20 protein-coding genes and 4 pseudogenes are annotated in these 23,004 nt (G+C 60.5%); 9 read left to right on the top strand and 15 right to left on the bottom strand.

Going from position 1 to position 23,004, the window contains the following annotated elements; genetic code table 11:
• On the top strand, positions 1-453 hold a 453-nt coding region (locus VGO12_RS02740), incomplete at its 5' end, for a helix-turn-helix domain-containing protein (protein WP_327511208.1).
• Between the two features lie 84 nt (positions 454-537).
• Here the strand turns inward: VGO12_RS02740 and VGO12_RS02735 are convergent.
• The gene (locus VGO12_RS02735) at positions 538-1,149 is read right to left on the bottom strand and encodes an NUDIX domain-containing protein (protein WP_327511207.1); all 612 of its coding nucleotides are present in this window, start codon (positions 1,147-1,149) and stop codon (positions 538-540) included.
• A gap of 219 nt (positions 1,150-1,368) precedes the next feature.
• Positions 1,369-2,355, bottom strand: a complete 987-nt coding sequence (locus tag VGO12_RS02730; protein ID WP_327511206.1) for a cyclase family protein — start codon at positions 2,353-2,355, stop codon at positions 1,369-1,371.
• 115 nt (positions 2,356-2,470) lie between these two features.
• Between VGO12_RS02730 and VGO12_RS02725 the strand changes: the two genes are divergently transcribed.
• Entirely contained in the window at positions 2,471-3,367 is an 897-nt protein-coding gene (locus tag VGO12_RS02725) for a LysR family transcriptional regulator (protein ID WP_327511205.1), read from the top strand.
• A gap of 20 nt (positions 3,368-3,387) precedes the next feature.
• On the opposite strand, the pseudogene VGO12_RS02720 reads toward VGO12_RS02725, so the two are convergent.
• Positions 3,388-3,507: pseudogene (locus tag VGO12_RS02720) on the bottom strand (aspartate 1-decarboxylase); the annotation flags it as partial.
• A 475-nt stretch (positions 3,508-3,982) separates the two neighbouring features.
• On the opposite strand from VGO12_RS02720, the gene VGO12_RS02715 reads away from it, so the two are divergent.
• The 5 genes and pseudogenes from VGO12_RS02715 (at position 3,983) to VGO12_RS02695 (ending at position 8,875) form a co-directional block, all read left to right on the top strand.
• Complete coding sequence (locus VGO12_RS02715) at positions 3,983-4,288, top strand: DUF982 domain-containing protein (RefSeq protein ID WP_327511204.1); 306 nt, start codon at positions 3,983-3,985, stop codon at positions 4,286-4,288.
• Positions 4,289-4,493: 205 nt separating this feature from the next.
• Entirely contained in the window at positions 4,494-4,907 is a 414-nt protein-coding gene (locus tag VGO12_RS02710; protein WP_327511203.1) for a GNAT family N-acetyltransferase, read from the top strand.
• An 84-nt stretch (positions 4,908-4,991) separates the two neighbouring features.
• Positions 4,992-5,129 (top strand): annotated as a pseudogene (locus VGO12_RS02705) (ATP-dependent DNA ligase); the annotation flags it as partial.
• Positions 5,130-5,344: 215 nt separating this feature from the next.
• Positions 5,345-6,565, top strand: a complete 1,221-nt coding sequence (locus tag VGO12_RS02700; protein ID WP_327511202.1) for an FAD-binding oxidoreductase — start codon at positions 5,345-5,347, stop codon at positions 6,563-6,565.
• Between the two features lie 213 nt (positions 6,566-6,778).
• Complete coding sequence (locus VGO12_RS02695; RefSeq protein WP_327511201.1) at positions 6,779-8,875, top strand: catalase; 2,097 nt, start codon at positions 6,779-6,781, stop codon at positions 8,873-8,875.
• A 22-nt stretch (positions 8,876-8,897) separates the two neighbouring features.
• Here VGO12_RS02695 and VGO12_RS02690 read toward each other — a convergent pair.
• The 3 genes and pseudogenes from VGO12_RS02690 to VGO12_RS02680 form a co-directional block, all read right to left on the bottom strand.
• Positions 8,898-9,305 (bottom strand): annotated as a pseudogene (locus tag VGO12_RS02690) (PQQ-dependent sugar dehydrogenase); the annotation flags it as partial.
• Positions 9,306-9,617: 312 nt separating this feature from the next.
• Positions 9,618-10,727 carry a sulfite oxidase gene (locus VGO12_RS02685; RefSeq protein ID WP_327511200.1) on the bottom strand — a complete coding sequence of 370 codons (1,110 nt, stop codon included), beginning with the start codon at positions 10,725-10,727 and terminating at the stop codon, positions 9,618-9,620.
• A 191-nt stretch (positions 10,728-10,918) separates the two neighbouring features.
• Positions 10,919-11,590, bottom strand: coding sequence for a DUF938 domain-containing protein (locus VGO12_RS02680; protein ID WP_327511199.1), 672 nt, complete (start codon positions 11,588-11,590; stop codon positions 10,919-10,921).
• Positions 11,591-11,794: 204 nt separating this feature from the next.
• Between VGO12_RS02680 and VGO12_RS02675 the strand changes: the two genes are divergently transcribed.
• Entirely contained in the window at positions 11,795-12,169 is a 375-nt protein-coding gene (locus VGO12_RS02675; RefSeq protein ID WP_327511198.1) for a hypothetical protein, read from the top strand.
• A 47-nt stretch (positions 12,170-12,216) separates the two neighbouring features.
• On the opposite strand, the gene VGO12_RS02670 is transcribed toward VGO12_RS02675, so the two are convergent.
• The 8 genes and pseudogenes from VGO12_RS02670 to VGO12_RS02635 all read right to left on the bottom strand — a co-directional run bounded on the left by VGO12_RS02670 (position 12,217) and on the right by VGO12_RS02635 (position 20,195).
• Complete coding sequence (locus tag VGO12_RS02670; RefSeq protein ID WP_327511197.1) at positions 12,217-12,408, bottom strand: CsbD family protein; 192 nt, start codon at positions 12,406-12,408, stop codon at positions 12,217-12,219.
• Positions 12,409-12,740: 332 nt separating this feature from the next.
• A complete protein-coding gene (locus VGO12_RS02665; protein WP_327511196.1) occupies positions 12,741-13,034 on the bottom strand; it encodes a 4-oxalocrotonate tautomerase in 294 nt (97 codons plus the stop codon).
• Positions 13,003-13,836, bottom strand: coding sequence for a pyrroline-5-carboxylate reductase family protein (locus tag VGO12_RS02660; protein ID WP_327511195.1), 834 nt, complete (start codon positions 13,834-13,836; stop codon positions 13,003-13,005). The genes VGO12_RS02665 and VGO12_RS02660 overlap by 32 nt, the downstream gene beginning before the upstream one ends.
• Positions 13,837-13,926: 90 nt before the next feature.
• A pseudogene (locus tag VGO12_RS02655) lies at positions 13,927-15,273 on the bottom strand (APC family permease); the annotation flags it as partial.
• Positions 15,274-15,443: 170 nt separating this feature from the next.
• Positions 15,444-17,024, bottom strand: a complete 1,581-nt coding sequence (locus tag VGO12_RS02650) for a hydantoinase B/oxoprolinase family protein (protein ID WP_327511194.1) — start codon at positions 17,022-17,024, stop codon at positions 15,444-15,446.
• The gene (locus VGO12_RS02645; protein WP_327511193.1) at positions 17,021-19,033 is read right to left on the bottom strand and encodes a hydantoinase/oxoprolinase family protein; all 2,013 of its coding nucleotides are present in this window, start codon (positions 19,031-19,033) and stop codon (positions 17,021-17,023) included. The genes VGO12_RS02650 and VGO12_RS02645 overlap by 4 nt, the downstream gene beginning before the upstream one ends.
• Before the next feature lie 58 nt (positions 19,034-19,091).
• Complete coding sequence (locus tag VGO12_RS02640) at positions 19,092-19,430, bottom strand: antibiotic biosynthesis monooxygenase family protein (RefSeq protein WP_327511192.1); 339 nt, start codon at positions 19,428-19,430, stop codon at positions 19,092-19,094.
• Positions 19,431-19,616: 186 nt separating this feature from the next.
• Positions 19,617-20,195, bottom strand: a complete 579-nt coding sequence (locus VGO12_RS02635; RefSeq protein ID WP_327511209.1) for a helix-turn-helix domain-containing protein — start codon at positions 20,193-20,195, stop codon at positions 19,617-19,619.
• A gap of 606 nt (positions 20,196-20,801) precedes the next feature.
• Between VGO12_RS02635 and VGO12_RS02625 the strand changes: the two genes are divergently transcribed.
• On the top strand, positions 20,802-22,481 hold the full coding sequence (locus VGO12_RS02625) for a caspase domain-containing protein (protein ID WP_327511190.1): 1,680 nt from the start codon (positions 20,802-20,804) through the stop codon (positions 22,479-22,481).
• Between the two features lie 156 nt (positions 22,482-22,637).
• Here the strand turns inward: VGO12_RS02625 and VGO12_RS02620 are convergent.
• Positions 22,638-23,004, bottom strand: a 367-nt coding sequence (locus tag VGO12_RS02620; protein WP_327511189.1) for an ABC transporter substrate-binding protein, incomplete at its 5' end; no start/stop codon positions are given.

Genomic DNA, 23,004 nt, shown 5'->3' with positions numbered 1-23,004 from the left:
ATGGCAGCCCACATCGTCCGCCTTCACATCAGCAAGGAAGCGGAGCGGAACGCGCTGGAAGTGCTGCAGATCGACAAGGCGCGCTCGCAACTTCATGTCCAGCCGCGAAAACCGCTGGCAATCGAGAGCAACGATCCCCGTCTGAACGCCGCCCTCATCATCATGGAGCAGCACACCGAAAAGGCGATCTCGATCCCGGAACTGGCTTCGTCGGTCGGCCTGTCGCGCCGACAACTCGAGCGTCTGTTCATGGAAAAGGCGAAAATGTCGCCGGCGCTCGTCTACCGGAAGTTCCGGCTGGAGCGCGCCAAGCACCTTCTCACCCAGACCGATGCGTCGCTGATCGAGATCGCCCTCGACGTCGGCTTTGAAAGCGCCGGGCATTTTTCCAGGATATTCGCAAAGGCCTACGGACAGACGCCGAGCAGGCTCAGAGCGCAGAAATCGATGTGAGACACCCACACTCCGTCTCAGCGAAAATCGGCGTGGCGTGCTCGCGAAGTTTGCGGCCCTTGCCCCCCGCGAGCGAAGGGGTCGTCACGGACTGAGTATCCCGGCCGGCCTTCGACCGGAAAAGAGGTTCAAGGCGGCGTATTGCAACAGCATGATCGTCTTGCCGTCGCGGATTGCGCCGGAACCGATCATCGTCAGCCCATCATCGATGTCGATTTCCAGAACGGAGATGTCCTCACCTTCCGCCCTGTTGCCTCCTCCCGCCGAAGTGCGGTCGCCCGGCTGATATTCACCCACGAAGAAGTGCAGCCTTTCCGTGACCGAGCCGGGGCTCATGAAGGCGTCAAACACCTGCCGCACATCCCGAACCTGAAATCCGGTCTCCTCCTCAGTTTCCGCGCGAATGCGCGTTTCGGGATCGGCATTGTCGAGCAGGCCTGCCGGCGCCTCGATGAGCAGGTCGTCATGGCCGTTGACGAAGGCGGGATAACGAAACTGACGCGTGAGGATTACCGTGCGGCGTTTCGGATCATAGAGAAGGATCGTCGCGCCATTGCCGCGATCATAGGTCTCGCGCGACTGCCGCTGCCAGCTCCCGTCGTTCCGCAAAAAAGAGAACGTCGTCTTTTTCAAGACGTACCAGTTGTCCGAGAGAACGGTGACGTCCTCAATGTGGACGCGGTGCGCTATGCTCATCAAGGCCTCCCTGTCGGCCGGCAAGGATCAGTGATCCCGTCCCTTTCCGGCAATACGGAGATATCGTGCATTTTCGTGCATAGTCAAGATATTTCGTGCAACGATGGTTTTCGGTTCCGGTGTCTGCCGAGAGCACGAGGTGTTAACCGATGTCGGAATGCGGAAACGCCGTGGCCCTGGCCACGGCGTTTCTGAAGCGATCGGGGGCCGTTGAAACGGCTAGCGCAGCGGAAACGCAACCGGTCGGATCGGCGCGGCGTCGGCGCCGCGGAACTTGAGCGACGCGCCGACGAAGGCGAACTCGTAGACCCGGTCCTTGGACAGTTGCTCGAGATCGATGAGTTCGATGATCGGTGCGCCCTGCTGGGCGAGAAGATAGGTATGAACGGGCACATAATTGTTTTCGGTCTCGGACGGAAACGCTTCGAAGCTCAAGTTGTCGGCTCCGACCACCATGGCGCCACTCTCCTCAACCAGGAACTTCGCCGCGTCGATGCTCAATCCCGGCGGATTGCTCATATAGGCCGACTTGTCTTCGTAGTGCTGCATACGCCCGGTGCGGATCAGCGCCACATCGCCTTCCTGAAGCGTTACGCCCTGACGATCGAGCGCCTCCTGAAGATCCTTCCGGGTGACGCGGTAGTTGTCGGGCAGCATTCGCATGCCTTTGGCGGTCGCGACATCGATCATCACCCCGCGTGCAACGATCGGCGGCAATTTCTCCGCACCCGTCACCGTCCAGCCCTGATCTCCCAGGTGGTCCGCGGCCGCGTAGCCGTTCCAAATCTTGCCGTTCAGGCCGAAGTGGTTGAGTGCGTCGATATGGGTGCCCATGTGGGCGTACATCGATACCGCCGAGCCCGTGTAGCTGACGTGCTCGTTCATGGACCTGCCGACCTTCATCGGGTCGGAAACCGCGGTCCCGTGCGGCGTATGAGTCATCCACATCTGGTAAGGCGGATCACCGGCCGCCTCCCAGCTCGGCATGCCGATGAAGTACTCGACCGCCAGGTCATAGGACTTTTCCCCTGCGATACGCGAGAGAATGGCGGCGCGGGATGCGGGCGTCATCAGGTTGAGGCGACCGATCTCGTCCTTCGGCCCCCAGGGGCTCCTGCCGACCTCTTGAGCTACGGCCGTGCCGCCAAGAAAGCCGGCGATGACGGCGGCGGCAAGGATCCGGTCGAAAACAACGGTGGTGAACATGGTGAACTCCTTCTTCTGACTTCCACCGAAATCGGGAAGCTGGGCTCACCTTATTGCTGGCGCCAACGCGAATAATCAGCGATAAATCGAATACATAATTTACCAGAGGGAAAATATGGATCTGTTGGCCGCCATGCGCTCCTTTCGGCGCGTCATTGAGCTTCAGAGTTTCAACAAGGCGGCGGAAGAGCTCGGCCTGTCGAACGCGTCAATCAGCAAGCAGATCCGGCAGTTGGAGGAGAGGCTCGGCACGGCGCTGATCGTGCGAACCACCCGGCGCATGAGCCTGTCGGAGACCGGGCGCGGATACTTTGCCGAGTGCTGCCGTATTCTCGACGAACTCGATCATCTCGAACGCACGACCTCGGGAGAGGCAGGGGCGGTCAACGGCCGCATGCGCCTCAATGCTCCCCTCTCCTTCGGATTGACGATACTTGCACCGATGCTGGCGCGTTTCATGACACTTCATCCGCAGCTGAAGATCGACATGACGCTCGACGATCACGTGCTTGACGTCGTTTCGGAGGGGTTCGATGTTTCCGTCCGCGTGCGTAAGGCGCTGACGGATTCATCGCTGATCGCCAGACGGCTCGGGAACGTCGAGCAGATCATCTGCGCGGCGCCGGCCTATCTGGCAGCAAGCGGCACGCCGGCAACGGTGAGCGAACTCCGGCATCACGACTGTCTGACCTATCGCCTCTCCGACCAGCCGGGCAGCTGGGTTCTGGAAGGGCCTGAGGGTGCGACCGGCATCGACCTGCCGGCGCGTTTCGTCGCCGACAACAGCCTGATGTTGAGCGAGATGATACAGGCGGGCCTCGGCATTGGCGTCTTGCCCTCATTCATCGCCAATCCACTGCTTGCGAGCGGAGGACTTGTTCGGATCTTGCCCGAACATGCGCTGGCACAGCGTGGAATCTACGTCGTCTATCCGACCAACCGCCTGTTGCTGCCGAAGGTGAAGGTGTTCACGGACTTTCTCGCGGGCGAGATCCGGCAGGCCGGGCTTTAAGTTGGAAAGCGGGACTGCCTCATCGGCAGGATGCCGGCTTCCTCGCAATGGTCAGGGTCAAGCGTGATCGACCCATGATAATTGAGGTTCGCTTCCGTCACGTGGATTCCGTGAAGCTTTCCTGCGACCAGCTTTCTGATGCTTTCCCACACCTCGCGTTTGATCAGGGTTCGACACGCTTTGGCGCTGCCAACGGGGTGGAAATCTTCACGTCCTGACAATGGCCAGCCGTTAAGATTGAAAAGAAAGCCCCGCCGGGGAAGGCGGGGCAAGGCTCGCACCCAGATGGCTCTCTGAACGCGGGGAAGAAAAACTCCGTGGGCCAGGCCCATGCACCCAGATACGAACAGAGCCCCCCGCAAGAAAGGTCGTTTCCGGCGATTCCGGTACGGCTTTGCTAATATATCAACCTATTCAATGCCCGCGGACCTTCTGATGATCGGCGCACATCACCAGCGAGGTATCGCTGGCCTTTGCTTTGCAGTCCGAATGTACTAGGCGCGCCGCCCGAGATGACTACTGTATCGGCGTTGAAGGGCGGGCCTTGGCGCTGTATAGTTTCACTCATAATTTATATCAATTTTTCAAACCGTTAGCCCGCGGAAGGAGGACATTATGCGCCTTCCTGAGTTACCTTGGACTGTTCCCTTATCTGTTCGTCTGCAGTCAGGCGCGGACCGCATTTTTGCATCGGTCTACGACGCGCTGGATTTTCTGGAACATGAATGGCCGATACGGCACGGACAGGGCTATGAACGAGCCATCGAGACGTGCCGGGCTGCGCTCAACTATTCCCTCCCGCCAGCAGTCGCGCGCGAGGCGTTCATCGGCGCATGCCTGGAGGCTGGCATGGCGACGAAAGGGGTTCCTGCCCACTATCATGCGCGTCCAGGACATCACGGCAACAAGCCATTGGCTTGATAACGCCCGTTTGCACCACACGCCGTTGACGAAGGAAGCCTGACGGAAGAGATCGAGTTGTTGAGCCGCCGCGCCGCCGTTTAAGATACGACGCTGTCTCGTCAACACAATCGATGGATCATTCCGCAAAATGCCACCTGCGATCACAATCAGAGGCGCCCGCGATGAAGATGTAGCTGTGCTCGGCAGGTACGGAACCTTGTTGATGGCGTTGCATCATCAATGGGATCCGAAACGCTTCATGGCGACGGCAGCCGGTACGGAAGCTTCCTATGCCCGATGGCTGCGAAGTCAGCTTGAAGCGCCCGATGTCGTGCTCCTTGCCGCCGAACAGGAAACGAAGATAGTCGGTTACGCATATGGGTCTCTCGAGGGCCATGACTACATGGCACTTCGAGGACCGGCAGGCGTCATTCACGATCTTTTCGTAGAGCCCGACAGGCGAAGCCAGGGCATCGGCCGGATGCTGCTCGGTGCCACGATCGCAGCGTTGCAGGGGCGAGGCGCAAACCTGATCGTGCTTTCGACGGCAGAGAAGAACGAAGCTGCGCAACGGCTGTTTGCGGCCGCTGGCTTTCGCCCGACGATGGTCGAGATGACACTCAACGGGACGGCTTGATCTGGGCGACCGACGCGCCGGCACCTGCCTCGCCTGCCCGACCGGCGCGGAAGGAATTTTAAGCCTTGCTGATCGACTGGCCGGATGACGAAGTCCCCTCGCCCGCCCCGATCAAAGCCGCTACTTCGTGACGGAACGATTGCGATGCAGAGCGGCCGCATCCGAAGTCGTGATCCGGCACAGCCAAAACTCCCCTTCGATCCCATGCCCGATCGCGTAGAGGCCGGAGCCGGGACCGACGCCCCCCGGCAAGGCGCTCCGCTCGCTTGAGGGGTGAAACCGGTCGCGATCGTTGGCCTCGCGGCATGCATGGGCGGAGCGAGCGCGCGATATCACCCGTGGATACGCAACGCTTGACTACAAGCTGGTGCCGCCCATGTTCCAGGGGGGTCGGCATTCACTGCCCACAGCGTTGATGGAGGTTGGAGGCACCGGATTTGGAAGCACTCACACGCAAGCGCAAACTCCGGTCCTTTCAACCATTGTGGGCGAACACGCCTGACATCCGGGTTTCGGCTCTGCACAAGATTCCGGACACCAGCGTCGATGTACTGATCGTCGGCGCCGGTATCAGCGGGGCATTGATGGCTCTGTCTCTTGCCAACCGCGGCCTGAAGGTTCTCGTCGTGGATCGTCGGCAGCCACTTCATGGGAGCAGCCTGGCCAGCACGGCCATGATCCAACACGAGATCGACGTACCTTTGCACAAGCTGGCATCGATGATCGGCGGAGAGAAAGCGCGACGGGTCTGGCAGCGTTCGGCACAAGCGGTAAAGACGCTCTCCACACTTGTCGATCATCTCGGGATTGCCTGTCGCCTTGAGCGAAAACATTCCCTGTATCTTGCTGGAAATGACTTTGGCGCGCGGGCGCTGCGAACGGAAACCGATAGCCGTTCGAAAGCCGGACTCGCAGCGGCATTTCTCGATCCGCGCCAGTTGCGGCAGAGGTTTGCGCTTGAGCGCACGGGCGCAATCGAGTCCCACATTTCGGCATCTGCAAACCCGGCACAGTTGACGGCCGGGCTCTGGCGAAAGGCGCAGGAAGGTGGCGTCTCGGTTGTCAAGGATATCGAAGTGACCGATATGCGCAGCCTTGAGGGCTCAAATGTCGTTGCAACCTCCAAGGGCGGGATCATTCAGGCAACGCATGTGGTCTTTTGCACCGGCTATGAGTTCCTCGATGCCGTGGCCAATCAGGGTCATCGGATCGTCTCCACCTGGGCGTTCGCAACGCGGCCCCATCATCCCCGGCCGAAATGGCTGACCGACTATCTCGTGTGGGAAGGCTCAGATCCCTATCTCTATTTTCGTTCCACTCCAGACGGTCGCATCATTGTCGGGGGCGAGGACGAAGACAGTGCCACGTCTTTTCAGGATCCGGTCAAGCTCGGAGCGAAATCCCGGACGCTTAGGAAAAAACTGTCGGCGCTCCTGAATATTCCGATCGAAGAGCCAGACTATCAATGGGCGGCAGCCTTCGGCACGACTGCGGACGGGCTGCCGATGATCGGAGCCGTGCCGGGCTTCAACAAGGTCTATGCGGCTATGGGCTATGGCGGAAACGGCATCACCTTCAGCCAGATTGCCGCAGAGATCCTGTCTGCAGAGATTCTCAGGCACCAGGACCCGGACGCTGAGCTCTTCGCCTTCCGCTGAGCCTCCCCAAGCGATCTGACCTGTTTACCGCACCGAAGCCGAGAGCCCAAAACTTGTCGAGGTGCACAAACAGGTCTCGATCACGGAACCCTGCGCACGCCAAACGGTTCTACCAGCTGGAGCTCGGCCACCTTACCGGAACCTCATCGATCTTGAGCGGCATCGCAACGGTGCCTGGCAGGTGGTTGCGTCATTGCAAGGAAGGTTCAAACGATGGCCGATAAGAACACATTCAACACCGATCGGGGACTTGGCGGTGAAACCCACCAACGCGTGGCTGAAAAGGGACGTAACGCTGCCGAGGCCCACCTGACGACAGATCAGGGCGCCCGCATTTCTGACAATCAGAACAGCCTGAAATCCGGCAATCGGGGACCGGCGCTTCTCGAAGACTTCGTTCTGCGCGAGAAGATCTTTCATTTCGATCACGAGCGCATTCCGGAGCGAATTGTGCATGCGCGCGGCTCGGGCGCGCACGGCTACTTCGAGTTGACGGCGAGCTTGAGCGATGTGACGACGGCCGACTTGTTTCAGCGGGTCGGCGAGAAGGTACCTGTGTTCGTGCGCTTCTCCACGGTTGCCGGAGGTGCTGGATCCGTCGACACGCCACGTGACGTGCGTGGCTTCGCGGTGAAATTCTATACCAAGGAAGGCAACTGGGACCTGGTCGGCAACAACATTCCGGTTTTCTTCATCCAGGACGCGATCAAGTTTCCGGACCTCATCCATTCGGTGAAGATGGAAGCAGACCGCGCTTTCCCCCAAGCCGGCAGTGCCCACGACACCTTCTGGGATTTCGCTTCGCTGATGCCCGAGAGCACGCACATGTTGATGTGGGCGATGTCCGATCGAGCGATCCCAAGGTCGTATCGGATGATGCAGGGGTTCGGCATCCACACGTTCCGTTTCGTCAACGAGGCGGGAGAGCCCACGTTCGTCAAGTTCCACTGGAAGCCCAAACTGGGCGTTCAATCGACGCTCTGGGATGAGGCGCTCAAGCTGCAGGCGGCTGACAATGACTATCATCGGCGTGACCTGTGGGAAGCGATCGAGAGCGGGAACTTCCCGGAATGGGAACTGGGCGTGCAGCTATTTGACGAGGGATTCGCCAGCAAGCTTCCGTACGATGTCCTTGACGCGACCAAGCTCATTCCCGAGGAGATCCTGCCGGTCGAAATCGTCGGGCGGCTCGTTCTTGACCGAAACCCGGACAATTTCTTTGCTGAGACCGAGCAGGTCGCCTACTGTCCGGCCAACATCGTTCCGGGCATCGATTTCACCAACGATCCGCTGCTCCAGGGTCGCTTGTTCTCCTATCTCGACACGCAGAAATCGCGGCTTGGAACGGCAAACTTTCATCAGTTGCCGATCAACGCCCCGAAATGTCCGATGATGAATTTTCAGCGCGACGGAATGATGCAGATGACCGTCCCCAAAGGACGGGCGAACTATGAGCCAAACAGTCTTTCCGTCGCGGGCGAGGACGGCGGTCCACGCGAATGCCCCGTCACCGGCTTCAAGACAGTGCAAGGAGCAACGGGGGAGCAGGAGCAAGGTGACAAACTTCGCGTGCGCGCCGACCTCTTTTCAGATCACTATAGCCAGGCGCGGTTATTCTGGAGGTCGCAGACGCGGTCCGAGCAGGCCCACATTGCGTCATCCTTCGTGTTCGAGCTGTCAAAGGTCGGTCTCGCGCATATCCCGCCTAGGATGATCGGCAACCTCTTGAACGTCGACGAAACTCTGGCGAAGCGTGTCGCCGATGGCCTTGGGATCGAGCTTCCGAAAATCAATCCGGCGGCGCGTGAGCCGGTTGACCTGCCCCCCTCGCCCACCTTGTCGATCCACGACAACATGCTGGACACGATCGACGGCCGAAAAGTCGGGATCCTGATTGCCGATGGCTCGGATGCGGGCGCGCTGAAGAAGCTCAAGGATGCGCTCGCCAAAGCGGGCGCTACAGCGTTTGTGGTCGCGCCAAAGGTCGGGAAGGTCCAACTCTCCGACGGCAAGACCATGCGGGCTGACGGACAGCTTGCGGGATCGCCCTCACAAGTATTCGACGCCGTGGCCGTGCTCGTTTCAAACGAGGGCGCCGAAAGCCTTAGCCGTGAGGCAGCCGCAATCCAATGGGTGATGGACGCTTTCGGTCATCTCAAAGCCATCGGATACAGCGAGGAAGGGCTGCTGTTGCTGGAAAGAGCCGGCATCGGCGTCGATGCTGGCGTGGTCCCTCTCGACGGCAGTTTTCCGACGGTGGCTGCGAAACGCTTTTTCGACCGCGAACCGACGATCCGACAGCTCGCCTGAACCAGCGCGCGGCCGGACCGCGTTACTTCTTAGGCGCGACACGCCACACCTTGTTGCCGACGTCGTCGGCGACAATCAAAGCGCCGTTCCTGGCAATAGCAACGCCGACCGGCCGCCCCAGAGCCTTGCCGTCGGCGCTCAGGAAGCCCGTCAGGATATCGCTCGGCTGGCCTAACGGTTTGCCGCCGGCAAAAGGCACGAAAATGACTTTGTAGCCGCTGCGCGGAATGCGGTTCCAACAGCCATGCTGACCAACAAAGGCGCCATTTTTCATCTGGGCACCGAACAGATCGCCGGTATTGAAGGTCAAGCCGAGCGACGCGGTGTGCGGTCCAAGCGGATAATCCGGCTTGACGGCGACCGCGACAAGCTTGTCGTTTGCCTTCAGGCGCTCGCCGACATGCTGGCCGTACCAGCTATAGGGCCACCCGTTCGTCTCTCGCGGTCGGCAGAACCTTTGGACGCGACAAAGATGCGGAATGTCTCGCAAGATCGGGCAGGAGCGCGCGGTCTGTCGCTTGCACGGGGAGGTGCATCATGCCGCTTGGTCTTTGCCTCTCGAGCCTCGAAGTCATCGCCGATCCCGTGCGAGCGGGCGCCATAAGCGATCAATGATATGTTTCGAACGGGGCAAGAACATCCACAGGACGAAACGAAAAACTGTAACCTGTGATTAATCCGAGTTTAGCAGGAACGATTGGTGACTCATGGCGCGGCAATTGTCCTTGCCCCATGCGACTGATCAGATCACGAATTCTTCCTCGTAGGTCTGCGGCTCGGGAACGACCGTAACCTCCACCGGTACGATCCAATTGGCCGCGTAGCTCTCGAAGTCTGAACGCTGCAGGTCGGGCTGCACGCGCCCTGCCCCATCGATCGCGCGACATCGCAGTTTGTATTGTCCCATCTGTTCAGGGGTCCACATGTACTCCCACAGGCGCCATGCAAAGGGACGCTCCGTTTCGAGGAGACTTGCCTCGCGCCACCCCCCACCATCTCCGGTGCAGACCTGCACCTGCCGGATAGCAGCCTCGCCGCTCCATGCGGCTCCGAAAATTCGATAGGGTTGGCCGGCGATGAGACGCGCGCCGTTCACGGGACGCGCGATCTGCGCTTTGACCTCCATCTCCGTGAGGGGGACGAGTCTCGGCTCCCCGAGGTTGCGCTCCCAACGAAAGTACTCACGCGCCTGCCAGTAGCCAAGGAATGGTTGTTCCAAAACCGTAATATGAGTGATCCACTTGACCCAAGCCATGCCGAACCAGCCGCCCACGACCGCGCGCAGCGGGTAGCCGTGATCGCGCGTCAACGGTTCCTCGTTCATCGAATGGGCAAGGATCGTGCTGTGAGCGATGGCTTTCTCAAGCGGCAGACTGCGCGCAAAAGCGATTGGCCCAGGAGAAGCCGTTTTCTTGTTCGTGTCGACGACGCCGCTGTCTGCGCCCACAAGCAGAACCTCACGCGCGGTTGGCTTGACCCCTGCCATTTCCAGAATTTCGCGGAGAAGAACTCCTGTCCATGCAGCATTGCCGACGGCTCCGTTCTGCCACTGCAACCCCTCCTTCGGCGGCACATAGTAGACGCGGCCATTCCCGGCGCATTCCACGACGGCGGTCAAAGTCGTGCTCCGCATCGCCTTGATGCTGTCGAGGTCAAGTTCGAGCGGCCGCGCCACTGCCCCGTCAACACGCAATCTCCAGTCTCGCGCATCGAGGTCCGGCGAGGGGAAATGGTTTCGCACGAAGAACAGCTCGGTCGGGATCAACCCATCGGAGAGCGAGGCAAATGGAAACTCGGTGTTCTGTGGGGATTTTTGTCGAACGATCAGGCTGGGTTGCTCTGGTGTCGGCATCGTTCTCGTCTCCCCTTCGAACAGCACAACCTCGGCATGCACTCCCGAGAACTCCGATCAGATCACACCGACCCTCGCTGTGCGTCTATCGCGTTCCGCCTTCAGCCGCATGCTAGCCCATACCGCACGGATCAACTTCGGACGGCAGCATGCCGCTATGCGCACACGTCTCTTTCGCGCCTGCTTGTCGTTCAGGCAGTACCGCTGGAGAAGACCAACAACATGTTGTTGGCAGGCATCTCGATCGTCTCGCGCAGAACAAGTCCAGCGGCCTCACCCAATTGTTCGAGGTCAGCGATATCACGCACACCCCAGGATGGGTTGCGTTCCTTTAGAGCGGCGTCGAAGGCAGCATTCGAGGGTGCGTTGTGCACCCCGTCGCGCATGAAGGGGCCGTAGAGAAGGAGAAGCCCACCATCGTGAAGCAAGCGGCCAGCTCCCGCGAACAATCCCGAGCTTGCCGTCCATGGTGCGATGTGGAGCATATTGATCGACACGATGGCGTCGAAATGCCCCGTTTGGTCGACGGTCCACTGTCCTGAGCACACATCAATATCCAGCGGTGCCAGCACATTCTTCAGCCTTGAGAATTTGATCCAGCCAGACGTGCTGGTGCGGGCGTCAGCATCCGGATCGCTCGGCTGCCAGGTGATGTCTGGCATTGCCGCCGCGAAACACACGGCGTGCTCGCCGGTCCCGCATCCAATCTCCAGCACGGTGCCACGTGTTGGAAGGACACGTTGCAGGACCGCGAGGATCGGCGCCGAATTTCGCGCAGCAGAAGGGGAGAACATGCGCTGGTCGTCGCTGACGTCGCGTTGTTCCAGCGCAACAGGCGAACGGTCCTTCTTTCCTGGGAGCATTGGCCTGTAATTCCCTTTGGGCAATGTCTCACCTTATAGCTGAAATGACTGAAATCAAGGATGTCGGACTTACGAGGTGTTTTGCAATACCACCGTTCTCCTTGCCGTCTGAACCTAAGCTGCCGGGGATGGCGCCATGCGGAGCGATGCCTCCTCGGCGGATCTTGGGTTCACAAATGCTATCAGGCAACGCGGGACCGCTGCATGATGGAGCGGCCGGAATATGTATCCTGCTACTGGGCGGTGAAGAACGTCAGCAGCACCTTGCCTTTTTCGCCGACAAACAAAGCGATCAGGCTTTCCGGTGGTGCCCTTGCGGGCAATGTATGCCTCCCCGAGCACGACCGTCTTGATCGGGACATCCTCGACTTTGGTGTCCGCTTTGCTGACGGCGACACTTTCAACATCGATGACGAGATCGGTGATTTCTTTTGTCCGTTCCTGCAGTGCCAGGAGGCCGGTCGACTTGCACGCGGCGACCACCGGATCGGTCGGGGTCTGCGCGGTCGCGCTTCCAGCCGCAAGTCCAACGATGAGAGCTACAAGAGAAAAGCGAGCGTTCATGATAATCCTCGGTAAAAAGCCCGCAACGCGGCGGGCTTCAGGGGGAGATGAGGCCGGCGTGCTTAAGCCTTGTCGACGATCTTCTTGACGGCTTCCTTTGCCTCGCCCTTGGCAACCTGGGCCTTGCCCTTTGCTTCCTGGACCTTGCCCTTTACCTGTTCCTCGTGATTGTCCACGGCCTTGCCAACGGCCTGGCGAACTTTGCCAGCAACCTCATTTGCGGTGCCTTTGACCTTATCCGATGTGCTTCCCATTCTCTGTCTCCTCAAACCATGCAACGAATATGCAGCTTGGCATAAAGGGAGCGAACCAAGGTTTAGTTCCGCCATGAGCGGAATTACTATCGCATTCGTTCAGCGTTTCGGAAATGGAAGTCTTCGAAGCCAAGACGATGGCCGGTAAGTTAGTCGGAGGTTCTGCTCTGGCGAGGTTGTCCAAGCACCACGGTCGAGACAATTGGCGAAGCTGTTATCCCGCGACAGCGCCTCAAGGCGCGCGCGAAGGCCGTGACGTGGGAACCGATCGTGTCAGTTTGCATCTCCTGCCCGATAGCGAAAGGCTGCCGGACAGGAGATCGTCGAATGCTCTATGGCTTGCCGCGTTGCGAGAGAAGCTTGCCGCCGAACGCCCAATTGTCGTCGCTGACGTCATTGAAGACGATGCTGACGGTTTCCGGCGTGCACCCGCAATGTTCGACCAGGGCCCGCGTAACGGCCTCGGCGGTTTTCTGCTTTTGCTCGACGGTCCGACCTTCAGACAGGTCAATTCTTATCCACGGCATGGTGCTTTCCCTTTGAGAGATGGTTGATGGATCAAAAGATGCGAGTGTTGGCGCACAAGCGAAATCGTTAGTCCTGTTCCCTTGCCAGCACCTTGGCACGCGCCGCGGCCGCGGCAATGGTCTGCCGGATAACGAGCGGCATGGCGCCCGCCTGCTCGAACACGGCCAACCCCGCTGCAGTGGTGCCGCCGGGACTTGCGACTGCATGCTTGAGTTCCTGCGGGGAGCGCGGATCCGCGGCGAGGAGCCCGGCCGCGCCAACGACGACCTGACGTGCGAAGCTGTCGGCCGTTTCCGTCGAAAAGCCTATTCCTTCGGCGGCCTCCTGCAGATGTTGCGCGAAGGAGAAGACGTATCCGGGTCCGCTGCCGGTGATCGCTGTGGCAAGGTCGATCTCGTTTTCCGATCTCAACCAATGGAAGTGCCCCATGGCTCCGAAAACGGCCTCGACAAACGCTCGATCCTCGGACGATATTGCGCCTTCCGCATATCCGACGCTGGTAGCCTTGCGCACGATCGCCGCCAGGTTCGGCATCACCCGCACCAACCGAGCGTTCACTGCCGCGCCCTGTCTCAGAGAAGCAAGCGATGTTCCAGCAGCGATCGATATGATCAGCGATGATTGCAGATTTTCCCGTGCGCTGAAGAGGGCCCCAACCGCGTCACCTGGCTTCACCGCGACAAGACAGACTTCAAATTGCTCAGCACCGAGTGCGAGGCTGTCGCCGACAATTCTGGCGTCGAGTTGCTCTCCCAAAAGCTTCCTCGCCTTGCCTTCATTTGAATCAACCACGGTGAGGGAGAGGTTCGCCATCAGCTCGTTAACGGCAAGTGCGATTGCCGATCCCATGTTTCCGCAGCCAATCAGCAGGACGGAGCAGCGTCTGGATAAAAGCGACACGATCTTTGGACTCCAGGATTTGTGAGACGCCTCGTCGCTTCCGCAAGCGATCTGCGGAAGCGACGCATGCAAGAGGTGGCACCCCGGCCGCTACTTCTCGCCCCAATGACCGATCAGGCGATACTCTGAAGGGCGATTGCTGCGCATCCAGAGGGCGCGACCGATGCCCACCGCCAGCACGACCAGATTGATGGCGGGAAGGATCCAGTTGATCGCGCCCTCCCGCCCGGTGAACATCGGTATGTTGATGAGCACATAGAAGACGACGACCGCGAGCGCGACGGCGGAGATGGCAGGGGCGATCTTGCCTTCCCACATCGAGACGCCGCGGCCATCGCGCCAGAAGAACGCAAGGATGGATATTGCGGTCAGCAGTTCCATGGCCGGGATACTGACGGCAACCGGCACGCTGCCGACGACGAAGAGATCGAGGTATGGATCGAGCCCCTGCCAGGCGCAGTACAAAAGCACGATGGCGCTGAAGGCGGTGTGGCTCAGGCTCGCCACCCAGGCTGCGCCGCTTTGCTTCGATTTCCTCGCAAAGACGGGATTGATGGCGCTGTCCCGACCGAGCGCATAGAGATAGCGCGCGGTGGCGTTGTGGAAGGCGAGGATGGATGCAAACCAGCTGCCCACGACAAGCAGCGTGATGACCTCGGCAAAGCCGGTTCCAACATATTGGCTTGCAGCCATCGTGAACATCTCGGTCGGCTTCTCGTTGGCAACGGTAACAGCCGTGCTGCCGAAAGCTTGCACGATGGCCCAGGTGACAATGGCCTGAAACACCGCGATCAGGGCAATCGAGGCAAAGGTCGCCTTGCGCACGGTCACCACGGGGTCGCGCACATCCTCTCGAAAAAGTGCCGTGGCCTCGAAGCCGGCAAAGGCGGCAAAGACAACGAGCAGTACAACGCCGATCTCGCCGCCGGCGATTGTGTCCGGCCGAAACGGCTGGAGCGATAGCCCCTCGGCACCTCCCGCAATGACGATCCCGGTCGAAAGCACAAGCAATACGGCGACTTCGACCAGCATGATGATGCCGAGGACACGGATGTTCAACTCGACATTCAGGACGCCGAGAATACCCATGGCCGCCAATGCCCCGAACGCCCATGGCTCCCAGGAGGTTTGCACGCCCGTCATCGAAGCCATCGCCTGGCTTGCAAAGACCGCGAAGGGGCCGATCGCTCCCGTTGCCGCAATCGCATAGGCGAGCACGGCGACGAAGGCGGTACCGAGGCCGAGCGGACGCCCGAGGCCGGCGGCAATGTAGGAAAAGAGCGCGCCTGCGTTGGGCACGAAGCGCGTCATCGCCGTGTAGCCGACGGCGAAGATCGCGAGGACTACGCCGACCACCAGAAACATGCCGGCGGTACCGATACCGCCCCGTCCGATCGCCAATGGCGTCGAACCGACGGCAAAGCCCAGAGGCGCCGCCGCGGCAACGACAAAGAAGACCCGTCTTTGGCGCCGAGCCGCCCTCCTCCACTGCTGGTCGTTGTATCAGTCAAGCATTGCGCCCCCGGTCCAGGTTCATGCGACGAGTATGTGTTGGTCATAACGCTCCCCTTTTGTTTGCTCTTTGAAGCTTGTCTTAAGCGTCGTCCTCAGGCCGCCTTGCCGAAACCGCCGCCGCCGCCGGTCATGATCGACAGCCGATCACCGGCCGCGAGCAGGATTCCGTTGGCTTTCAGAAGGTCGTCCCGGTTGACGCTGCCCGAGATTTCCACGCGCGGCGGCAGGCCAGGTTCGCCGCCCATCAGTCCCCAGGCCGGCGTTATCGAGCGATCCAGCCAGAGATAGAGCTGCGTCGGCGCGTCGAAGCGGTATCGGCGCACGATGCCGCAACCGCCGCGATGCTGGCCGGCACCACCGGACCCCTCACGGATGGCGTATTCGGTGACAGTCACCGGATAACGCGCTTCGAGCGCCTCCACCGGCGTGTTGCGGAAGCTGCCGTTTAGTACGTTGATGATGCCATCGGCGCCGTCGGCCTTGGCCGATGCGCCCCATCCACCGGCATGCGCCTCTACGCACATGTAGGACTGGTTCGGGTCGTGCGGATCCTGACCGGCAAAATAGGTGATCATCGAGTCGCCGAACTGCGCGGCGGTCACGCGATCGGGCAGCACCGATGAAAACGCACTGATGAAGAGGTCGATCAGGAGACCGAACGACGAGTAGTACCAGGCGCAGGCGGCCGGCTCGAGCGCATCATGCAGCGATCCCGGTCGGGTGACGATCTCGATGTTGCGGAAACATCCACCATCAAAGGAGCGCTCCGGCGCCAGAAGCATTTTGTAGGCGACCCGCAGGGCTGCGACCGTCTGGGCACGACCGCAATTGATCGGTCCCCTCGTGCTGTCGGGGCTATCGGTCAGATCAACGATAAGCCGTTCGCCCTTCACATGGACCTTGATGGCAATCGGAATCGGCTGTCCGAGCACGATGCCATCATTGTCCAGATAGCCCTTGCCTTCGTAGATGCCGTCAGGAATTGCCGCGACCAATTGGCGATCGGCCATTTCGCTTTGACGGAAGATCTCGTGACGGCAGGCTTCGACGGTGGCAAGACCAAAGCGGTTGATGATCTCCAGCATGCGTCGCTGACCCGTCCGGCAAGCGGCGATCATGGCGTTGATGTCGCCGACGATCAGGTCCTTGCTGCGGCTGTTTCGGCGAATGATGTCGATAATGTCTTCGACCGGTCCGTGCTTGTTGCCGATCTTTACCGGCCCGAAGCGAATCCCTTCCTGATAGACTTCGGTCGTCTCGGTTCCGCCGCCCGGATCGCGCCCACCGACATCGGTGACGTCGGCGCGTGCCGCGACGTAGCCAACGAGTTCGCCTTCGAGAAACAGCGGCGCGAACATCGTCACGTCGGTGAGATGGGTCCCCTGGATGTAGGGATCGTTGAAGAAGACGATATCGCCGTCCTGAAGCCAGCTTTCCCCGCCCCGCAACCGCACGGCTTCCTTGACTGCCTGATCCAGGCTGCCGAGGAAAAGCGGCAGGCCGCTCGACTGGCCGAGAACATCGGCGTTGCGGTCGAGCAGCGCGACGGCAGCGTCACCGTTTTCGTAGATCAGCGGCTGAAAGGCAGATCGCACCAGGGTCGCCAACATATCGTCGGCCGCCGACAGGAACAGGTTTCGAACGATCTCTGTGGTAACGACGTCGACGGTCATGGGTTGGTCTTCCTGAGAATGAGAGTTCCGAACTGTTGTTGGCGCGCAGCCCATCCGCGCGGCACCAGCGTGGTCGAACCGTCTTCGAGAATGATCGCAGGACCGGTGATGACGTCCTGGCGCTCGAGGCTTTCGCGGTGGACGATGCGCGCCTCGTGGCGCTTGCCATCGATCGTCACCGTGCGCTTCGTCTCGCCCCGCGTCTCGGCCGGCTTTTGCCGATCGACAAAATCGGCGCCGATCCGTCCTGATGCCGCAAGCCGCATCTGGACGAGTTCGACCGGCGCGCCCGGCATCGCGTGCCCGAAGCGTTGACGGTAAGTGTCGTGGAATGCCTGCAGCAGGCTTTCCGGATCAACCATCTCGACGGAGACCGGATGCGCCTGGCCGGCGTAGCGCATCTCCACGGTCGTGACGTAGCTGGATGCCGCCTCCTCGACGCCTTCCGCCCTCAGAAGCTGGGCGCCCTGTTCGCGAAGCAATGCGTGTGTCCGCTGAAGGACCGACCCGGCATTCGCCTCGTGAGCGAAACCGCTCAACGGCGCCGAGACGTCGTGGCGAACATCGGCGTGCAGCATGCCCCAGGCGGACAGCACGCCCGTGCCGAACGGCACAATGACCTCGGAGATGCCGAGTTCGTCGGCCAAAGCCGCCCCGTGCAAGGGACCGGCCCCGCCAAAGGCGAGCAGTGTGAAGTCGCGCGGGTCGATACCGCGACGCATGGTGAGCGTGCGGATGGCATTGGCCATCATCGCGTTCGCCACCGCAAGCACGCCGGCGGCAGCGGCATCCACGTCGATGCCCAGGTCACGGGCGAGCCCGCCCATGGCCTCCCTGGCGGCCCCCACATCGAGCTTCATCCGGCCGCCGAGGAACCAGTCCGGATCGATCCGCCCCAGAAGGAGTTGCGCGTCTGTTACGGTCGGCTTCTTCCCACCGAGCCCGTAGCAGGCTGGTCCAGGATTGGCGCCGGCGCTCAATGGCCCGACGCGCAACCCACCAGCTTCCGCCCGGGCGATCGATCCGCCGCCCGCACCGATCGTGTGCAATTCCACCACCGGCATCTTCATCACGTTGTCGGCAATGTCCCCCTCCGCAGACAGGGTCATCCGCCCGCCAATTACCAGACTGACGTCCGAGGAGGTACCGCCCATATCGATGGCGATGATGTTCGGCCGGTTCAACGACTTCGAGATGGTCTCGGCGGCAACCACGCCTCCGGCCGGACCCGACAGGATCGTCTGAATGGGCTGACGCGCCACGAGTTCGGCCGAACAAATACCACCGCTCGAGCGCATCACGTGCAGGGGTGCCACGCATTCCCGCACGCCAAGTTCGCTGACGAGTGCGGCGAGATAGGTCTCGACCGTGCGCGCAACATAACCTGTCGCCACCGTCGTAGAGGTTCTCTCGAATTCGCCTTGCTCCGGCGCGATTTCATGAGACAGCACCACGGAGACCTGCGGCAAACGCTTCTGCAGCAGGGCCCTGAACTCCAGCTCGTGCGCAGGGTTCTTGTGGGCGTGCAGGAAACATACGGCGACGCTGCGCACCCCTTCGGCGCTCAGCCAACCCGCGAACCTGTCGACGTCGGCCACGTCCAGCCTTGTCGCAACGGAGCCATCATGACGTATGCGCTCGCGCACTGAATGGATGTCCTGCGCGCAGACCAGCGGGTCGGTCTTTTTGGGTTTGAGGCTCCAGATGTCCTTGTTGCCGGCTCGACCGAGCGACAGCACATCGTGAAACCCATCGGTGGTCACGAGCGCGATCCGCTCGCCGGTGCGGGACAATATGGCGTTCAAACCCGCCGTCGTGCCATGGACGAGAAACTCGATATCCCTCGCGATACCAAGTTCATCCAATCCCTTGAGCATCCCCTTTGCGGGCTCTCGGGGCGTGCTCAGCACCTTATATGTTCGGGTGCTGTTCGCGTGTGTATCCATGATGACGATATCGGTGAATGTTCCGCCGATATCGACCCCGACACGCAAATGGGGCGAACTCATTTCTTCCTCCAGTTCAATAAGAATTTCAGTGCATTACGCTTGCGGCTACGACCGCCGGTTAGCGGGGTACGGATGAGCTCTGGTGTGTCGCGAAGCGTGCAACCTCGTAGAGCCTCGCAGGCCCCACGGCGTCGTCGCCTTCGGCAAGCAATGGCTTCATCTGCACGCCGTCCTCGTGGCGCCCGACGGAGCAAAGCCACGTCTCGTAACTCTCGACCGAAGCCCAGAGCGCCGTCACAAGGACTTCCTCGCCATCAGGCAAGAGGTTTTGAACTTCGACGCCGAGGCATCCGGGAGATGCCAGCGCCCGTTCCGGGATTTTTCGGACTTCGAAAAACCGGACCAGCTCCTGGCTTTGCCCAGCCTTCGGCTTCAAACTCAGTACACTTCTGATCATGAGCGTCTCGCTGTCGGTTTGGGCTGGCGCTGACGCAAACCCGTTGAGCCTGTTCGGATCGCGTTCTTGAGCCAACGAAGGGTCGTCTTCCGTCGGCGGACACCGACGGAAAGTGCGACTGCGCTGGATCTGTGTTTGTCTAGGTGCGCGCTGTTGCTCGTGGGCGCGCAAGTGCTTCGCCGGAAATCAGGCGGTGGTTTCCGACCCGTCGCCGAAATACTCCATCGTGCACGTGTGGAGCATCACCGCGATGCGGTCCGTATGGTTCCAGGTCGTGTGTGTGCGTGTCGAGGCGTAGTGCAGGGAGTCGCCCTGCTCCAGCACGTAAACGGTTCCCTCCACTTCGACCGTCAGCGCCCCTTCGACGATGAAGATGAACTCCTCCCCTTCGTGGCGCATCGGCTCGGTGCGGCGCCCCGGCGGTTCGGTAATGAGCGCACTGCTCAAGACACTTCCGGGAAACTTGGTGGAGAGACGCTCGTAGGTTGCGGAGTTCGGTCCGACCGCATAGGAAACCCGCTTGTTGTGGCGCGTTTCAGCACTGTCCCCGGCCGGCTGATCCAAAAACAAGTTGATGGAGCTGTCGAGGGCACGCGACAAGGCGACCAGTGAGGTCAGCGACGGCATCGTCTGGCCGCGCTCGATCTGGGAAATGAAGCTGAACGAAAGTCCCGACTTCTCGGCAACGTCCTTCAAGGTCAGCTTCAGTTCCTTACGGCGACGGCGTAGCCGTTCCGTCAGCGGCACGACGCCAGAACCAATCATCTGGTCCACAGTAAATCCCTCCCAGAATTGTGCTGTGACTGCAATTTCCTGCAAATCGCAGCCTTCGTCAAGAGGAATTGTTATGGGAGTACAATTTTGATTTCAATCGGGAAGCTGGGAGGGTTCGAACGACCTCCAATTGCTCGAACATGTCGCCGTGCTTGCTTTCCTTAATGAGCGTTTCCGCGCTTCCCTGTGGTCGAACAGTTCGTTGCGGCGTGGTGGCCAAAGGCACATCGAAGGATCCCTTAGCCATAGAGTGGCGCTGCAGGAAAACCTGCGCGCTCAAAACGTGCGGCAGCTCGACCAAATGGCTACGAAATCCATGCTTACCCTTCGGACGTCCACGGTATCGAGCCGCAACTGACCTTAGCCGGAATGGGCTATATCTTAGTTCATTTTCAACTACATTAGACTTTAGTAGAATGACGGTGCGTAGGGAGGAAGGCATGAAACGCTTGGAATCCGAAAACCTCGAAACCGACGCTGCCACGAAGGTTTGGTCCGTCCATGACTTCTGCAAACGGCACCGCCTTTGTGAGGAAGAGGAACGTCGTCTTACGAGGCTGTTTGGCATGTTCGCCACAGCCCGCGAACTCCTGAACAATGCGCAGCGCACACCGAAGTGGCGGTAATGCAGGCTGGCTCATTCGTGCGGCCGTCGCGCTTTCACTCTTTTTCCTGAGCTCCTACGCTTGGGCCGATAAGCGCGTCGCGCTGGTCATTGGAAACTCGGCCTACCAACACGCGCCGCAGCTTTCAAACCCGCAGAATGATGCCAGCGACATGGCGTCGAAATTGACGGGAATGGGGTTCGTGGTTGTGACGGGCCGCGACCTTGACCTCACAGCAATGCGTCGGTCGATCCGTGAGTTTGTCGGCAAAGTCGAAGGCGCCGATGTGGCGCTCTTTTTCTATGCCGGCCATGGACTGCAGGTAAACGGCGGCAACTACATCATCCCGGTCGATGCGCAGCTTCGTTCAAACAACGATCTGGATTTCGAGGCGTTGCCGATCGAGCTGGTGCTGTCTGCAATGGAGCGCAACGCCAAGGTCAACCTGGTGTTCCTTGATGCGTGCCGCGACAATCCGCTTGCTGCGACATTGGCCCGTTCCATGGGAACCCGATCCGTGGCCGTTGGCCGGGGGCTCGCGAAGCTCGATACCGGCGTGGGCTCGCTGATTGCGTTCGCCACGCAGCCTGGAAACGTTGCCCTTGACGGCGCCGGCAGAAACTCCCCGTTCACGTCAGCCTTGCTGAAACACCTCGGGACGCCAGGGCGAAGTGTGACGGATGACCTGATTGCCGTGCGTCGCACCGTCTTACAGGCCACGGATGGCAAGCAGGTTCCCTGGGACAGTTCATCCCTGACGGGCCCCGTCGTTCTCAATCCAACGCCGACGCTGGCCACGACGCCGAGCGCGTCCGAGACGACAGGTTCCGACAGAACCGTGGAGCTTGCGTACTGGAATTCCATCAAGGATTTGACCGAAAGTAGCTTCTTCGAAGCCTACCTTGAAGAATACCCCAGTGGCGCGTTCGGAACGCTCGCGAAGTTGAAGATGGCGGCGATCGCAGAGCGCGAAAAGGAACGTCAGATGGAGGAGCAGAAAAAGGCGGGTTCAAACCGCGCCGTAAATCCGCAGGACAACGCCAGCCAAACAGACGTCGCCGCGATCGAGCAGACCACCCCGGGAGCCCAGGCGCCTGGTTCGTCCGTCGGCCATATGACTGGCGGGGAGCTCACACTCGCAACCCAAAGTCAGCTGGCGCGGATCGGATGCCTCAGCCAGATCGACGGCAAGTGGGGTGAAAGCAGTCAAAGAGCCCTGAAGGAATACGCCGAACGCAAGGGGCTCAAGCTTGCGTCGCTCGCGCCGACCGAGGAGCTTTTGAATGGGCTGAAGGCGACCGGCAATCGCGTCTGTCCACTCGAGTGCGGCAACGGAATGGTGGCCCGGGACAACCGCTGCGTCGAGCCCGGCATGAGTTCGTTCGACGGCACGTGGAGGATAACCAGGCATGCAAAGACGAATTGCGGCGACTGGACCGAACTCTCGACCACCGTTTTCGTCAGGAACGGGGCCGTGTCGTCCAGCTCCGGATTCTCGGGAAAAATCTCCAGGAACGGGTCCGTCAGTATTGCCCACACCTTCGTCCATAAAGGGAGGAAAGGAGGTAACACCCTGACGGGAATGATAAAAGGAGACAAGGGCAGCGGCAGGTTTCGGGGGACGGGAGCAGGCAGCGGTTGTTCGGGAACCATCACCATGAGCCGGATGTAGCGTGGAGGATGCCAGGTGGTGGGCAAGATCATTGCACCTCATGACCGCACTCTACCGCTCGCCGGCTGCGCCAGCGACCGGATCAGCCACGTTCTAGGCAACGCCGTGCGCCGCGGCCACGTTTCAACACGAACCGCTGGTTGACGGCCACTGCCGCTATTGTCCGCGATACGCGCGCCTGACGTCTTCCATCATGATTTGCAGCGGAGTGACGCTCGCAGCGGTCACGTACCACGCCTCCGGATCAACAAGCACGACCCTCCCATTCTTCCAGGCGCTCGTTTGGCGCAGGAGCGGATTGTCGATCGTTGCGACATCCAGGACCGATCGGCGTTCCATGACCGCGGTGCGGTCGATGACGAAGATGATGTCGGGGTTCGTTGCCTGAATGAACTCGCTGGTTACAGGTTGTCCGTGGAGACCGGTCTCGGCCGCTTCATTGGCAGGCTTGACCCCGAAGGCATCGAACACAAAGCCGTATCGCGAGCGCACGCCGAACGCACTGAAGGCGCCATTGTTGTGC

Origin of the sequence: Ensifer sp. (genome assembly GCF_035999135.1) — a bacterium.
Classification (GTDB): Bacteria; Pseudomonadota; Alphaproteobacteria; order Rhizobiales; family Rhizobiaceae; genus Ensifer.
Note: the sequence above shows the minus strand (reverse complement) of the source record. Positions and strands in the feature narration are given on the sequence as shown.

Bases quoted from the DNA above. Each gene is read 5' to 3' on its own strand.
- VGO12_RS02735 (WP_327511207.1), bottom strand. From the start codon at position 1,149: ATGAGCATAGCGCACCGCGTCCACATTGAGGACGTCACCGTTCTCTCG.
- VGO12_RS02730 (WP_327511206.1), bottom strand. From the start codon at position 2,355: ATGTTCACCACCGTTGTTTTCGACCGGATCCTTGCCGCCGCCGTCATC.
- VGO12_RS02725 (WP_327511205.1), top strand. From the start codon at position 2,471: ATGGATCTGTTGGCCGCCATGCGCTCCTTTCGGCGCGTCATTGAGCTT.
- VGO12_RS02715 (WP_327511204.1), top strand. From the start codon at position 3,983: ATGCGCCTTCCTGAGTTACCTTGGACTGTTCCCTTATCTGTTCGTCTG.
- VGO12_RS02710 (WP_327511203.1), top strand. From the start codon at position 4,494: ATGGCGTTGCATCATCAATGGGATCCGAAACGCTTCATGGCGACGGCA.
- VGO12_RS02695 (WP_327511201.1), top strand. From the start codon at position 6,779: ATGGCCGATAAGAACACATTCAACACCGATCGGGGACTTGGCGGTGAA.
- VGO12_RS02685 (WP_327511200.1), bottom strand. From the start codon at position 10,727: ATGCCGACACCAGAGCAACCCAGCCTGATCGTTCGACAAAAATCCCCA.
- VGO12_RS02680 (WP_327511199.1), bottom strand. From the start codon at position 11,590: ATGCTCCCAGGAAAGAAGGACCGTTCGCCTGTTGCGCTGGAACAACGC.
- VGO12_RS02675 (WP_327511198.1), top strand. From the start codon at position 11,795: ATGATGGAGCGGCCGGAATATGTATCCTGCTACTGGGCGGTGAAGAAC.
- VGO12_RS02670 (WP_327511197.1), bottom strand. From the start codon at position 12,408: ATGGGAAGCACATCGGATAAGGTCAAAGGCACCGCAAATGAGGTTGCT.
- VGO12_RS02650 (WP_327511194.1), bottom strand. From the start codon at position 17,024: ATGACCGTCGACGTCGTTACCACAGAGATCGTTCGAAACCTGTTCCTG.
- VGO12_RS02645 (WP_327511193.1), bottom strand. From the start codon at position 19,033: ATGAGTTCGCCCCATTTGCGTGTCGGGGTCGATATCGGCGGAACATTC.
- VGO12_RS02640 (WP_327511192.1), bottom strand. From the start codon at position 19,430: ATGATCAGAAGTGTACTGAGTTTGAAGCCGAAGGCTGGGCAAAGCCAG.
- VGO12_RS02635 (WP_327511209.1), bottom strand. From the start codon at position 20,195: ATGATTGGTTCTGGCGTCGTGCCGCTGACGGAACGGCTACGCCGTCGC.
- VGO12_RS02625 (WP_327511190.1), top strand. From the start codon at position 20,802: ATGCGCAGCGCACACCGAAGTGGCGGTAATGCAGGCTGGCTCATTCGT.